The organism is Levilactobacillus angrenensis (assembly GCF_003946085.1).
Classification (GTDB): Bacteria; Bacillota; Bacilli; order Lactobacillales; family Lactobacillaceae; genus Levilactobacillus; species Levilactobacillus angrenensis.
Genome location: NZ_RHOB01000013.1, coordinates 1 through 13,966, shown reverse-complemented (window position 1 = coordinate 13,966; position 13,966 = coordinate 1). Strand labels below are relative to the sequence as shown.

11 protein-coding genes, 1 CRISPR repeat array and 1 other annotated feature are annotated in these 13,966 nt (G+C 51.6%); all 11 genes read right to left on the bottom strand.

From position 1 onward, the window contains the following. Nucleotides 1-14: 14 nt before the first annotated feature. Nucleotides 15-809: a TIGR00282 family metallophosphoesterase gene (locus tag EKM83_RS08770; protein WP_125576537.1), complete on the bottom strand. Its 795-nt coding sequence runs from the start codon at nucleotides 807-809 to the stop codon at nucleotides 15-17. A 275-nt stretch (nucleotides 810-1,084) separates the two neighbouring features. Further along, nucleotides 1,085-2,644, bottom strand: a complete 1,560-nt coding sequence (gene rny / locus EKM83_RS08765; RefSeq protein ID WP_125576535.1) for a ribonuclease Y — start codon at nucleotides 2,642-2,644, stop codon at nucleotides 1,085-1,087. A 259-nt stretch (nucleotides 2,645-2,903) separates the two neighbouring features. Continuing rightward, a complete protein-coding gene (gene recA, locus EKM83_RS08760) occupies nucleotides 2,904-4,037 on the bottom strand; it encodes a recombinase RecA (RefSeq protein ID WP_125576533.1) in 1,134 nt (377 codons plus the stop codon). Nucleotides 4,038-4,127: 90 nt separating this feature from the next. Next, entirely contained in the window at nucleotides 4,128-5,378 is a 1,251-nt protein-coding gene (locus EKM83_RS08755; protein WP_125576531.1) for a competence/damage-inducible protein A, read from the bottom strand. Nucleotides 5,379-5,647: 269 nt separating this feature from the next. Beyond that, nucleotides 5,648-5,979: direct repeats of the CRISPR family, unit length 27 nt; unit sequence GGATCACCCCCACACCTGTGGGGAATA. 84 nt (nucleotides 5,980-6,063) lie between these two features. Next, nucleotides 6,064-6,651: a CDP-diacylglycerol--glycerol-3-phosphate 3-phosphatidyltransferase gene (gene pgsA / locus EKM83_RS08750; protein WP_125576529.1), complete on the bottom strand. Its 588-nt coding sequence runs from the start codon at nucleotides 6,649-6,651 to the stop codon at nucleotides 6,064-6,066. A gap of 70 nt (nucleotides 6,652-6,721) precedes the next feature. After that, nucleotides 6,722-7,660, bottom strand: coding sequence for a helix-turn-helix domain-containing protein (locus EKM83_RS08745; protein ID WP_125576527.1), 939 nt, complete (start codon nucleotides 7,658-7,660; stop codon nucleotides 6,722-6,724). A 112-nt stretch (nucleotides 7,661-7,772) separates the two neighbouring features. Then, nucleotides 7,773-9,062 carry an EF-P 5-aminopentanol modification-associated protein YfmH gene (gene yfmH / locus EKM83_RS08740; RefSeq protein WP_125576524.1) on the bottom strand — a complete coding sequence of 430 codons (1,290 nt, stop codon included), beginning with the start codon at nucleotides 9,060-9,062 and terminating at the stop codon, nucleotides 7,773-7,775. After that, on the bottom strand, nucleotides 9,052-10,332 hold the full coding sequence (gene yfmF / locus EKM83_RS08735; protein WP_125576522.1) for an EF-P 5-aminopentanol modification-associated protein YfmF: 1,281 nt from the start codon (nucleotides 10,330-10,332) through the stop codon (nucleotides 9,052-9,054). The genes yfmH and yfmF overlap by 11 nt, the downstream gene beginning before the upstream one ends. 857 nt (nucleotides 10,333-11,189) lie before the next feature. Continuing rightward, nucleotides 11,190-12,038 carry an amino acid ABC transporter substrate-binding protein gene (locus EKM83_RS08730; protein ID WP_125576520.1) on the bottom strand — a complete coding sequence of 283 codons (849 nt, stop codon included), beginning with the start codon at nucleotides 12,036-12,038 and terminating at the stop codon, nucleotides 11,190-11,192. 12 nt (nucleotides 12,039-12,050) lie between these two features. Further along, the gene (locus tag EKM83_RS08725) at nucleotides 12,051-12,686 is read right to left on the bottom strand and encodes an amino acid ABC transporter ATP-binding protein (protein ID WP_125576518.1); all 636 of its coding nucleotides are present in this window, start codon (nucleotides 12,684-12,686) and stop codon (nucleotides 12,051-12,053) included. Nucleotides 12,687-12,704: 18 nt separating this feature from the next. Continuing rightward, nucleotides 12,705-13,346, bottom strand: a complete 642-nt coding sequence (locus tag EKM83_RS08720) for an amino acid ABC transporter permease (RefSeq protein WP_125576516.1) — start codon at nucleotides 13,344-13,346, stop codon at nucleotides 12,705-12,707. 178 nt (nucleotides 13,347-13,524) lie between these two features. Beyond that, nucleotides 13,525-13,755 (bottom strand) — a binding site (T-box leader). Nucleotides 13,756-13,966 lie beyond the last annotated feature (211 nt).

Below are 13,966 nucleotides of genomic sequence, written 5' to 3'. Positions count from 1 at the left end.
CCTTCCGTTTTTTCCTAGCTCTGGTACGGGTGTTGTGGGCTGATCAAGATGGGCTTGATGCTCGAAGCGTGCCCAGTCTTGTCGTTGATGTCAATCACGGCACCAGATAACAAGCCGGGGCCGGCCGCTTGAACGGTATAACGCGTCGGTCGCTGATTTTCAAAGCGTTCGATCACGCTGTCGGCTTGCATTCCCAGCACACTGTCGGCGGGACCGGTCATGCCGGCTTCCGTCATAAAGGCAGTGCCGCCCTTCAAGACTTGCGCGTCACTGGTCTGCACGTGGGTGTGGGTGCCGACGACTGCGGAGAGTTGGCCGGCAAAACGCATGGCAAAGGCCCGTTTTTCACTGGTCGTTTCCGCGTGAAAGTCAACGAAGACAAAGTCCGTGTCCAGTTCGGGCAAGAGGGCTTGCATCTTAGCAAAAGGGTCGTCCATGGGATTCATGAAGACCCGCCCTTGCAGGTTGACTACCGCCAAAACCTGTTGATTGACCTTGACTTTGGTCCAGCCTTGTCCCGGCGTATCCCCCGGGAAGTTGGCCGGTCGCACTAAGCGATTGGCCCCGCCAATGAAATCATACAGTTCCGCGTTGTCCCAGGTATGGTTCCCCATGGTGACCACGTCGGCGCCGTCCTTTAATAATTGCTTATAAATACTTTGGCTGATACCGCGACCAACCGGGGTTGAGTTCTCCCCGTTAACGATGGTGACTTGCGGTTTCAAGTCACGCTTGAGCTGTGGCAAATACTCGTGGATCATGTCCACACCAATGTTACCCACAACGTCACCAACAAACAGAATTCGCATCTTCGTTCCCCTATCTAGACCGTTTTTCGGCCCACCTGGTCTGTTGACCAGTTCATTAAATAAACTCTATTTTACCATGCTTCGCCTGATTCTGCGCCGGTCAAATTCGCCCACGCTAAATCAGAGCCTTCCGCTGAGATTGTTCACGCTGATTGCCTGCGATGGGTTGGGGCGCTGTTCGCGGACAAAGCTGGTCTCATCGCCTCGCAAGACCGTTTTGCCATCCTCAACCAGACGTAAAAAAGCTAGGACCACAATGGCCTAGCTTCTCTGACTTATTTCGCATATTCAACTGACCGGACTTCCCGGATAACGGAAACTTTGACGTGACCTGGATAATCCAAGTCGCCTTCAATTTGTTTCTTAATGTCACGTGCCAAGACAACGGCATCCGTGTCGGAAATCTTCTCAGGCCGCACAATGACTCGAACCTCTCGACCCGCCTGAATGGCAAAACTGTGATCCACGCCGTCAAATGAATTGGCGATGGTTTCCAGCTTGTCCAACCGGTGGATGTAGCTTTCCAGAGAATCGGAGCGTGCGCCTGGTCGCGTCGCTGAAATAACATCAGCGGTCCCGACCAGTTCCGCAATAACGGATTGCGGAGCCGTTTGATCTGCTTGAGCAGCGATAGCGTTAACCACCACAGCACTTTCCCGGTATTTCTTCGCCAGTTCCATGCCCGTCGTGATGTAAGAACTATCATCTTCATGCTCAGCAGCGCGGCCAATATCATGTAACAATCCTGCACGTTTTGCTAACGTAACATCCTCACCTAGTTCAGCCGCTAAGACCCCAGTGATCTTGGCAACTTCGATTGAATGGGCCAACGCGTTTTGCCCATGAGAAATACGGAAGTTCAAGCGCCCAACCAATTTGATCAATTCGGGATGCATGGAATGAATCCCGAGGTCAAAGGTAGCTTGCTCGCCAAGCTCCCGGACGTGTTCGTCCAGTTCTTTCTTGGCTTTGGCGACCATTTCTTCAATCCGGGCCGGGTGAATCCGACCGTCTTGAATCAACTTCTCTAAGGCAATCTTGGCAACTTCTCGCCGTAACGGGTCAAAGCCACTCAAGACGACGGCTTCCGGCGTATCATCAATGATCAGGTCAATCCCGGTCAAAGTCTCTAACGTCCGAATATTCCGCCCTTCGCGACCGATGATGCGGCCTTTCATGTCGTCGTTAGGTAACGTGACCACGGAAATCGTGGTTTCGGTGACCATATCAGCGGCACTCCGTTGGATGGCGGAGACAATCAGGTCCTTGGCATTTGCCTGGGCCGTCTTGCGAGCCGTCTCTTCGCTTTCTTTAATCATTTTGGCACGTTCGCCTGCCAAAGCCGTCTTGGCTTCAGAAATAATCAGGCCCCGTGCATCTTCCTGGGATAAAGCAGCTACGGCTTCCACCGCAGCCTGGCGTTTTTCAATCAGTGAGTCTGCTTGTTGCTGCTTTTTGGCTAAATTCTGCTCTTCAGCACTCAGCTTCTTGTCCCGACGATTCAAAGAGTTTTCACGTTTTTCTAAGGAATTGTCTTTCCGGTCTAACGTTTCTTCCCGTTGAATCAAGCGGTCTTCTTGCTTCTGAACTTCGGCACGACGTTCTTTCAGCTCGGTTTCGACCTCTGCACGGTACTTATGACTGTCTTCCTTGGCCTCCAATAAGGATTCCTTGGTCGCAGTCTCAGCTTGCTTCTTAGCTTCAGCCAGCACACCTTCAGCAGTGTACTTAGCCGCATCTAGCTTTTTTTCATGGACAGATTTACGCAAATAATACCCGCCCACAACACCAACAACGATAGCGATGATTGCGAGGATTATACTTGGAACACTCATGATTCCACCTCCGCATCATCAAAAATGACTAATTTAAAATCAGACTTTTTTAAGATGTTGATTTGATAACTGACACAAACTCAATTTTAATGGTTGCCATGAACGCTGTCAACTAAACTCGCTGGAAACTGGTGGGTCTGGCCGGATTTATTCGTAATTTTATAAAAAGTTTCGCCAACTGCTCGACCGCGGGACTGCGCACTCCTCCTGCCAAAACAAAAAAACACCAGCCGGCAACGAGGCCAGTTGGTGTTCACGCTTATTTATGACCAGACTTGTTGTCCGGAATTAATTCGCTTTGTTCAGGCTTGGTTTTGCCTTTGGGGGTATCGGTCTTAGCATCAGTCTTCTTGCCAGCTTTGTCGGTGGACTCTTTCTTTCCATCGTCAGCGGCATCGTCGCCTTCACCAACACCGTAAGCTGCCCGGACCCGTTGATTGACCTCGGCCATCACGTCTGGATGGTCTGCCAAGTAGCCCTTCGCATTCTCACGGCCTTGACCAATGCGGTCATCCCCGTAGGAGTACCAGGACCCACTCTTATCAACGATATCCTTTTCAACGGCCATGTCGAGCAATTCACCGGTTTGAGAAATCCCCTTACCGTACATGATATCGACTTCGGCCCGCTTGAATGGCGCAGCCACCTTGTTCTTGACGACCTTGATCCGCGTCCGATTCCCGATAACATCGGTCCCGTCCTTGATCTGTTCGGCCCGCCGGACTTCAAGCCGGACCGTCGCGTAGAACTTCAGGGCCCGGCCACCAGGCGTGGTTTCAGGGTTCCCAAACATGACCCCAACTTTTTCCCGAATCTGGTTAATGAACAAGGCAATCGTCTTGGTTTTGTTGATGGTCCCAGACAATTTCCGTAAAGCTTGAGACATCAACCGGGCTTGCAACCCAACGTGGGCGTCACCCATTTCCCCTTCGATTTCTGCACGCGGAACTAAGGCAGCGACAGAGTCGACAACCACGATGTCCACGGCACCACTAGAGATCAAGGCATCCGCAATTTGCAGACCTTGTTCGCCAGTGTCTGGTTGGGAAAGTAATAACTGATCGATGTCCACGCCCAGCGCCGTAGCGTAAGCTGGGTCCAAGGCGTTTTCAGCATCGATATAAGCAGCTGTTCCGCCACGCTTTTGCACTTCTGCTACCGCGTGAAGCGCCACAGTCGTTTTCCCAGATGATTCTGGACCGTAAATTTCTACGATTCGACCACGAGGGTAGCCACCGACACCTAAGGCCACATCAAGAGCCAACGAGCCAGATGGAACGGTTTCTACGTCCAAATTACTGTTGTCACCCAGACGCATAATCGACCCTTTACCAAAATCCTTTTCAATCTTCTTCAGCGCTTTGTCCAACGCCGCTTGTCGTTCGTCAGCCATCCAAATCCTCCTTTGGTGCATCAATATTCAAGTAACACTATACGGGTTTTGTTCGCAAAATGCAAGTAAAAATAGAACAAAAGTTCCCCCTTATTTTGTTCCGTTCAACACACGCCGTAACCAGTCCAAACCGGTCATGACCGACCGCTCGCGAATTGCTGCTCGGGTACCGGTCAGGTGAACTAACCGTGCCCGGGGTTCGTGACCGCGTTGCGCTAAGCCTAGCCAAACGGTGCCGGCGGGATGCCCTTCCAGGCTATCTGGCCCCGCCACGCCAGTGAAGCTCAAAGAGAAGTCCGTGTCCAGCAACGCCCGCGACCGTTCCGCCATTTGTTGGGCCGTCGCAGCACTCACAACGCCATCTCGGTCAATGATCTCTTGTGGGATGCCCAACAAGGTGTGCTTGGCCGCATTGGCATAGGTCACGAAGCCGCCAGGGAAGATTGCGGAGACGCCCGGAACATCCCCCAGCGTGCTCTGGAATTTCCCAGCGGTCAGGCTTTCGGCGCCGGTAATCGTCAGTTGTCGGTCGATCATTTCATTGACGACCACGGCTGCCAAACTATTGTCATCGCCGAAACCGTACAGGTAGTCACCCACCCGGTCTTGAATCGTCGCTGTCATTTTATCCAGCAACTTGACCGCCGTAGCCTCTTCATGGGCCCGCGCCGTCAGTCTGAGCGTGACCTCATTGACCTTAGCGTAGGGCGCAATCGTCGGGTTGGTCTGCTGGTCAATCAAATCAGCCAGTTCCGTTACCAATTTGCCTTCGCCAATGCCAAAGAACCGCAAGACGCGCGACTCCAGAAATTCGCTCCGGTGGTAGGTCGCCTTTAACAACGGCACCCCTTGCTCCGCAAACATCGGTTCCGCTTCGCTAGGTGGTCCTGGCAATAACATGATGTCAGCCGCATTAGGATCCTGATAAAAGGCCCCTACAGCCATTCCAGTCCGATTCTTGAGTGGTTGGCTGCCTTCCGGGTAAAGCGCCTGTAACCGGTTATTAGGCGTCATTGGTCGGTCCGCCGTGGAGAAGTGTTGGCGAATCTTCGCCATGGCCGGCTCATCTTCTACCAGCTTGACCCCCAGCAAATGTGCGACCGTCTGCTTGGTCAGGTCATCCTTGGTCGGTCCCAAACCGCCACTGATAATCACCAGATCACTGCGCGAACGGGCTTGGTTCACCACCGCAGTCAGGCGGTCAGCATTGTCGCCCACCAATGAATGGTAGTACACTTCAATTCCCGCTTGGGCGAGCTCTTGGGCAATAAACGCCGAATTGGTATCCACGATTTGCCCCAATAAAATTTCCGTTCCGACCGCAATAATTTCCGCTTGCATGCTGACCCCTCCTGAGGTGACTTAAAGTTAACTCCGTAAAAACTCGCGGATTTTTTTATTTTTCTCGATTTATTTTTCAAAAACCTGTCGTCAGTGAAAAACACTTGTACTGAAATCGTACCACAAATTTCGTCAGCACGGCTAATCTTACCTCGCGAATCGGTTGATTTCACAAAAAAAGATAGCCGTCGGATTTGACTGCTACCTCTTTAACTGCCCATAGCTGTGGGGAACACTGTTCTGCTAACTCCGGCAAACAAACTAGATAGGGATCACCCCCACACCTGTGGGGAATACCATATCTATCTCTCCTTAATCCGCAGTACGCGGGGATCACCCCCACACCTGTGGGGAATACACTCGCTGACCATTGATTTTCTCTGATGTGATAGGATCACCCCCACACCTGTGGGGAATACAGATGCTCAAAACCGATATCATTGTAGATCGAGGGATCACCCCCACACCTGTGGGGAATACTCAGCACTTCCGGTAATAGAATATGGTGACGTAGGATCACCCCCACACCTGTGGGGAATATTTACACGCAGCAATTCAAGACCGCCAACGTGGAGGATCACCCCCACACCTGTGGGGAATACACTAAACAAATCCCGTCAAACCGGCATTTCAATTTCACGCAATCCCGAATTTCCTTTAACTTGCCTTCGCCAGCTTACCGCAGTTACTCCGCTGAAGATTCCGCAAACACTTGGCGATTTTGGACGAAGTAGTCGATTCCGGAGTAGATCGTGAAGAACAGGCAGATGTAGAAGAAAATCAATGCCATTGGCACGTTGATGGCACCAAAGCCAATGTTATTCAATAATAGCAAGATGATTCCCACCATTTGGGTCGTTGTCTTGATTTTCCCTGGCCAGGCAGCGGCTAAGACCTTGCCCCCAGTTTCCACGACAATCAACCGTAAGCCGGTCACGGCCAGCTCCCGGCACACGATGATGGCGACCGCCCAAGCTGGCACAGCCCCCATTGACACCAGAATGATGAACGCCGTCATGACAATCATTTTATCCGCCAGCGGGTCAGCGAATTTACCGAAATTGGTGACCAGATGATTGCGCCGGGCAATTTGGCCATCTAAGAAGTCGGTGATGGACGCTGCCGCAAACACGACGGCCCCCCAGACTTGGGCGACGGGAATCGCGGTCCCGAGCCAGGTCACTTGGCCCCAGTCTAATGGCAAGACCAGTAAGAGGATGAAAATAGGAATCAAGATGATACGAACAATTGTTAAACGATTTGGCAGGTTCACGGAAAGTTCCTCCTTAAAATTTCTCAAAGAAAAAGCGCGCCGGTCGCCACGGACCGACCCGCCTTGAGTCTTACTTAAATTCCAACGTCACAGTTTGTACTTGTGAAGTCGTGGTGCTAGAGCTCGTCGTGGTACCAGTCGTTGAACTGGAACTCGTGGCGTTGCTCGTACTGGTTGCGGACGTAAAGTCAAAGCTCTTGCCGTCAACCTTAACCTTGGTAGCTGGGGCATTCCCAAACTTCAAGGTCACACTCGTTGCTGAACTTGGAATCGTCAAAGAATGTGAAGTTGAAGACGACAAGGTCCCTTGCCAAACAGTGGAACCGCTGACCGTAACGGACATCCAAGCACTTCCAGTTGCTGACAAGCTCATCTTTGGCTTAGAAGAAGCATTCTTCATTTCCCAAGTGGACCCAGAAGTCGTCGAGCTCAATTGCTTGAAGCTAGGTGTCTTAGTGGCCTTCTTAGAAGAAGATTTCTTCGAGGAAGATGACTTACTGCTACTGCTGCTCTTCGTCTTGTTCGAACTGCTACCGGAAACGCTGACCGAACTGCTGTCAACGTTATCCTTCGTGGTACCGCCGCCGTTGTGTGACGCAGCGACCCAGATACCAACCAAAATGACCAGCACAACGATAACGATCCCAACGACCGGAATCATCCGCCGTAATTTAACGTAGCGCTCGTCGACTTGCCGCTGTTGCGACCGGGTCTCCGGATTGTTCTCATTGACCTTATCGACGTATTCTTGCGTCTGCGTACTCGGCAAAGCACTGTCAAATTGCTTTAACAGCTCCGCCCCATCTAAGTCGACCATGTCGGCGTACTGCTTGATAAATGCTCGCACGTAAAAGTCTCCAGGCAACTCATCGAAGTTTTGGTCTTCGATGGCAATCAGATAACGTTTTTGAATCTTCGTCGTCTGTTGCAGGTCGTCCAGCGTGAACCCCTTCGCGATACGCGCATCACGCAGCGTTTTTCCCAATGTAATTTTGCTGTTATCACTCATGATTTAATTCTCCACCTGTTCAAAATTTCTCTATAAGCAGTATAGCATAGGCATCGCCGCATTTTCAGCCACAACACCCAGAATTCAGGATTTAACGGTTTCTTAACCTCCGTTACGGCAAAATCGTATAAACGGTCTGCCGGCTGGCTGCCTGAAATTGCGCCATGGCCGCTTGAACGTCGGCGAAGGTCATCCCCTCAAGAACGGTCAGTTCATCAAAGATGGTGGCCCCGCCAAATAGCGGTCCGTCATACTGATTGGCGATGGCTTCGACCGAATTGATGGCGCCAATCGTCCGCCCGATGGCTTCGCGTTTGACCAATTCAAATTGTGCCTGAGCCGCCAATAGTTGAGCGGGCGCATCGGTCAGGATCGCAGTTAGTTCACTAACAAAAGATTCTGGATGATCGGTGTCGCCGGCCAATTGGGCAAAATGTGCGCCCCGTTGAATTTGGAAATCATAGCCGAAACTGTCGTCGATGACGTTTGCATCGTACAAACGTAGGTAGTTGTCACTGGTATCGTTGAACAGTAAATCAAAGGCCAGTGATACCGCAACGTTGTAGGCCAATCCCGCCTGACCTGCTGGGACTTCATCATACCCGCGCAGGCCAATGCTGACCTTAGGCCGGTTGACGGTCAGGTGCCGCGTCGTCGTGGGCGCAATCTCTGTGGCCGGCGTCTGCGGCGAAGCGATTCGTTCGATCGGCTGGCTAGGTCCAAACGTCTTCTGGTCTTGGTTTGCCGTGATCCACGCCAACGTTTCTTCGGGATCTAGCTGCCCCACCACAATTAAATTCATATTGCTGGGATGATAGAACGTGTTGTACGCCGCATACAGGTCATCGGCGGTAATTTTATCAATAGAATCCACGGTCCCGGCGATGTCGATGTGCAACGGCTCACGCGGATAAAGTTGGCCAATCATGCCAAAGTAGCTCTGCCAGCCGGGGTCATCGTCGTACATTTCAATTTCTTGGCCGATGATGCCCTTTTCCTTGTTGACCGTTGCTGCCGTGAAATACGGTTGCTGAACGAAATCTAGTAAGATGTCCAGGTTTTCGTGCAGGTGGCTCGTCGTCGCAAACAAGTAGCTGGTCTGCGTGAAGCTAGTAAAGGCATTGGCACTGGCGCCGTATTGGCCAAACAGGTCAAAGGCGTCGTGGTCTTCCTTTTCAAATAACTTGTGTTCCAAGAAGTGGGCAATCCCATCGGGGAACCGCACCGCTTGACTTTGGCCCCGCGGCACGAATTCGTTGTCGGTCGACCCGTAGTTGGTGGTCATCACGGCAAAAGTCTTGTGAAAACCGGCTTTGGGGACCAAGATAACCTTCAAACCGTTAGCCAAAGTCGTTTGAAAGACGGTCTCACCCAACCGTGTATACGTTTGTTTAGTTAGCATGTTGCGCACCCCCGTGTAAGCAATAGGTGGCCTGCAACGTGACTTGTTGGGCCACGCGTTGCACGTCAGCGACGGTGACCGCCGCTAATTTTTCCTGCCACGTCTTGAGCGGTTCCGTCAAATGAGTCAATTCACTGTTGAGCAGACTGACCAATTTACGTTGGGGACTGTCCAGCCCGGCCAAGCGTGCATTTAAGAGACTGGCCTTGACCTCGGCTAAGAGTTCTGGCGACAGCTCCCCACGTTGCATCGCGGCGAGTTGTTCTCCAATAATGGCGACGACGCGCTCCTGATTTTCCGCTTGAATCCCACTTTGAACGCCCAGCGTCCCGGTGAAGGGATTGTAACTGCTGCTAGCGTAATAGGCTAGACTGGCCTTCTCACGCACGTTGGTGAACAACAAGGACAGTGGTGTGCCACCAAAGGCCGCATTAAAGACCACTGCCGCCATGAAGTCCGCGTCGTCACGGTAAATTGGCAGTTGATAAGCCAAATTCAACTTGGCTTGTACCACGGGCGCCACGTCATCACCGGCCTGCACGTCGGCGCGCTTTTCCCAACGATAATACGGGGAGTCGTCTGTCAACTGCCGGTCCGTCAACGGCCATGATTCAAGGGCTGCTTGCACCCGGTCAGCCGTGACATCGCCCACCACGGCAACGTGAATCGCATCGTTGGCCAACATGTCATGGTAAGTCCCTAAAATATCGGTCGCCGTCAATTCACCCAAGGTCGTAGTGTCACCCAAGGCGCTCATGGCCTGGGCTGGCTGACCAGTGAACAACAATTCCTGAAGTCGCCGGTTAGCTAAATATTGTTTGTCATCATCTAATGATTTGATTGCCGTCAAGAGGTTCTGGCGTTGTTGGGTAAAGGTGGCCGGGTCAAATTGCCCATTTGGCAACAGTGGCTCGAACAAGACGGCCTTGAGGAGCGCCATCCCCTGTTCAAACAGCGGCGTCTGATCAGCAAATTGATCCAAATACTGTTCATCAACCACCGAACACGTTAACCGAATCACGTGCTTGGTCCCTAATTTCACCACGCTGATGCCAAAACTAGCGCCGTATAAGCGTGATAATTGTCGCGCCAAAGCCGTTTGGGTCGGATACGCCGCCGTACTGGTCTCTAATACCTGCGCTAACAGTGCTCGCGCGGTGATCGCCGTGGCCGTCAGTGGCGCTACAAAGTCCACCTTAATGCCAATTGTTTTAAATTGTTTAGTGGGTAACAGGTCGAGCGTTACCCCGTCTCGTATGCGAAAATGCACGCGCAATTGCCTCCTCTAGCAAAATACTAATCGGTGTCTAATTTTAAGGGAAGCGCGCCAGAAATACAAGCAGCCGCGCTGAAATTGTCTGATTTTGCCAAAACACTGTTGCTACTGGTTGCCTGTCGTTCGCCAGCAAGCTCTTAGCTGCGGTGGTGATTACTGACAACCACTCCTCTTACTAATACCAACGAAATCCAGCGGCAATTCCTTACCCCTTACACCAGCTTCTTAAGAAAACCTTCAACTCTCGCGGACAGCTCAAGGTAGAAGATTGAAAATCAGGTGGAAACATTTTCACTACGCGGTTCATGACGTAAAAATTTGTCGTTTGCAGCTTCATAGTGAGAACTGGCCGCCTACCGTCCGCCAACTATGGGTTGGAACGCGGTGGGCGGACCGGACCGAGCCTGAGGGACGGTCTCGGCCTCGCTTTGAGCCGGAAACCCACGTCTTAAAGACGCCAGTTGTCTAAGCGGCATGAACCGTGCCGCTAAGGCAACTCCCACGGCTGAACCCATATTTGGCGGACTCACGGCTACAGCAGTGCGTACCAGCAACAATTGGTTCAGCCCCAGGTGACAGCTGATTTGACAGTCCGCCTTTAACTAACACAGTGTTGCTGACAATTATCACCCTGGCTGACGCAGGCCCTGGTTTCACTAATTTTAGTGAACAGGATACTGTCATTCCGGGAACTACCACGTAAATGCTACTTTCAACCTGCAGTGGACAGTAAAAAGCGGCCACCCACATTCAAAACCAAATGGATGGCCGCTAATAGTTATTCAACCTAACGATTGTGACTGGGTTCATCTCTGACAAAGACCGCCAGCAATCACCCATCTAATCAAATTTTACTGCTTTGGCAACAGTGGCGTATCCACGTTGCTACCGAACCATTTCTGGTTGATCTTTTCCAGGGTGCCATTGGCCGCCAACCGCTTCAGGCCCGCGTTGATCTTGTGCCGCATGGTGACATCCCCTTTGCGCATCCCTACGGCGAATTTTTCCTTAGGGAAGCTGCCGACCGTGACCCGGTAATCTTCCGGGTGGGCCTGGTGTTTGATGTAGTAATTGGCATAGGTGCTATCGATCAATAGTCCCTGAATCCGCCCCACATTCAGGTCGATGAACGCATTGGTAAAGGAATCATACGTCACGGCCTCGTGATTTTTGATGCGGTCCTTCAGCAACTTGGGGTGTGCTTCAATGTCGTTGGCCCCCGACGACCCGGTTTGGGCGCCCAAGACCTTACCCGTCATGTCTTGATACGAGGTGATGTGGTTCTTCTTTAACGTGACCAAGGCTTGGTCGTTATTCAGATACGTATCGGAGAAGGCGACCTGTTTTTGCCGTTGCGGCGTAATGGAAAAGCCGTTCCAAATCAAATCAATCGTCCCGTTGTGTAGCTCCGTAACGTTCATGCTCCAGTCGATGGATTGAAAATCAACTTTGACGCCGTACAGCTTAAACACAGCCCGGGCGAGGTCGATGTCATAGCCGACCAGTTTGCCACTCTTTTGCCGAAAGCCCATCGGCACGAAACTGTCGTCGAGGCCCACGACCGCTTTTTTCTTTTTCACCACGCTGGACCAAGTGTCATCTTGATTGGCCCGCTGCGTGACGTTGTTGCAGCCCGCTAAGAGACCACCCAGCCCCACGATAGCCGCCAGTAAGGCCCAGAATCGTAAATACTTTCTCATCAAATGACCTCCCTAGTTCTTGGGTTCCACGCGTAGCATTTGGTCCGCAATCGCTTCAGCAAATGGCATGTCGTGGGTCACCACGATTTGGGTGATGCCCTCGTCACGCAGCTTCAAAATGATCTGCTCAACTTCCTTACGTAGATCCGGATCCAACGCCGACGTCGGTTCATCGTAGCACAACAACTTGGGGTGCATCGCCAAGGCCCGCACGATGGCGACCCGTTGCTTTTGCCCACCAGATAATTCGTACGGGAACAGGTCGGCCTTACTGCCTAAGTCCAATTGCTTCAATAGCCGGTCAGCCTCAGCGTTGGCGTCTTGAGTGGATTGCTTCAGCACCATGGTTGGCGCTAACGTGACGTTTTGCCGCACGGTCAGGTTCGGGAACAGCTGGTAGTCCTGAAAGACCACACCGATGACCGCATCGTTGTCCCGATTGGTCGCGGGGTCAAACGGCTGACCGTCCAACAAGAATTGCCCGCTGTCGACACTGGCAAGCCCACTGATACACCGTAACAGTGTCGTCTTCCCAGCTCCGGAAGGCCCGACAATCGTCAGAATCTTGCCATCTTCTACAGTCAAGTTAACGTCGTCGAGGATGGTCTTCCCACCAAATTTTTTCGTAATGCCTTTAAGTTCTAACATGTTTTGACCATCCTTTCTTTAACGCCAGAAACTGTAGTGACGTTCGAGTCGCTTCAAAACCAACGTGCAAACCGCCGTTAACAGTAAGTAGATGACACCGACTAACAACATTGGTACCAGCGTCACGTCGCGCGCCATGGCTACGTTGCCGGCCCGCAGTAAGTCGCCTAACCCAATGACATAAACCAGGGAGGAATCCTTTACCAGGTTAATGACTTCGTTACCGATGGACGGTAAAACAATTTTGACCACTTGGGGAATCACGATTTTGCGTAACGTTTGCCAGTTAGTCAACCGTAGCACCCGTGCGCTTTCGTATTGCCCCGCCGGAATGGCTTGCAGGCCGCCCCGGAAGATTTCGGCGAAGTACGCCGTGTAATTTAAGATAAACGCGAACAGCGCCGCATCGTACCGTTGGAACACAACCCCGATGATGGGTAGCCCATAGAAAACGAAAATTAATTGCAATAACAGTGGCGTGCCCCGCATCAACCAGACGTAGATGTTGATGAGCCAGGTCAACGGCTTGAAGCGAGTCGTCATCCCCAGCCCCACCAGGATACCTAATGGGATTGCGATAATGATGGTCCAGAAGAAGATGGATAAGGTCATCCCCGTCCCGGAAAGTAATGATGGTAAAATTTGCGTCACGTAATTCATAATGATTCCTCCTTCGCCAAATAAAAAAGCCCTCTTGAGAAATAACTTCTCAAGAGGGCGTCTCAACGCTGTGCCACCTCAGATTTTCGACGCGCTCACGCCACGCCGACTCAGTGAGTTCCTAGCGTCACGCTGATGCGGCGGGATCAAAAAAATCGCCCTCCTAGGTCCGCAGACCTAAGAGGACGATCACATCGTGGTTCCACCTCATGTTTGTTTTCATATCACTACGAAAACCTCAGCGAGTTGCTAGCAACTCCAGCGGATAACGGGGCTTTTCCCGGATCATCTTACTCATTTCAGACGACCAACTCACAGATGTGGTTCGAATCGTTCAGTCCGCCCGTTTCCATCCGCGGGGCTTTCTGGAGAACCTGAACAACTCTACTCTTCCGTTCAACGTTTTTCATTCATTGACAGTATATTACTTTTTTTCAGGAAGCGTGTCAAGCCCTGAAAGCAAAAAATCTGGGCTCTTTGTCAACTGTTGTTGGTAATCGGCTGTCTGAGGTTGCCTAATCGTATTATGATTAGGCAGCCTTTTTAATTCCGAATACTAGATGAATCCTTAATCTAAAGCTACTAAAACAACCGAATCCGTAGCTGACTCGCTTGATTAC

Coding starts and splice junctions, on each gene's coding strand:
- EKM83_RS08730 (WP_125576520.1), bottom strand. CDS start 12,038: ATGAGAAAGTATTTACGATTCTGGGCCTTACTGGCGGCTATCGTGGGG.
- EKM83_RS08745 (WP_125576527.1), bottom strand. CDS start 7,660: ATGAGTGATAACAGCAAAATTACATTGGGAAAAACGCTGCGTGATGCG.
- EKM83_RS08755 (WP_125576531.1), bottom strand. CDS start 5,378: ATGCAAGCGGAAATTATTGCGGTCGGAACGGAAATTTTATTGGGGCAA.
- EKM83_RS08770 (WP_125576537.1), bottom strand. CDS start 809: ATGCGAATTCTGTTTGTTGGTGACGTTGTGGGTAACATTGGTGTGGAC.
- recA (WP_125576533.1), bottom strand. CDS start 4,037: ATGGCTGACGAACGACAAGCGGCGTTGGACAAAGCGCTGAAGAAGATT.
- yfmH (WP_125576524.1), bottom strand. CDS start 9,062: ATGCTAACTAAACAAACGTATACACGGTTGGGTGAGACCGTCTTTCAA.
- EKM83_RS08725 (WP_125576518.1), bottom strand. CDS start 12,686: ATGTTAGAACTTAAAGGCATTACGAAAAAATTTGGTGGGAAGACCATC.
- rny (WP_125576535.1), bottom strand. CDS start 2,644: ATGAGTGTTCCAAGTATAATCCTCGCAATCATCGCTATCGTTGTTGGT.
- EKM83_RS08720 (WP_125576516.1), bottom strand. CDS start 13,346: ATGAATTACGTGACGCAAATTTTACCATCATTACTTTCCGGGACGGGG.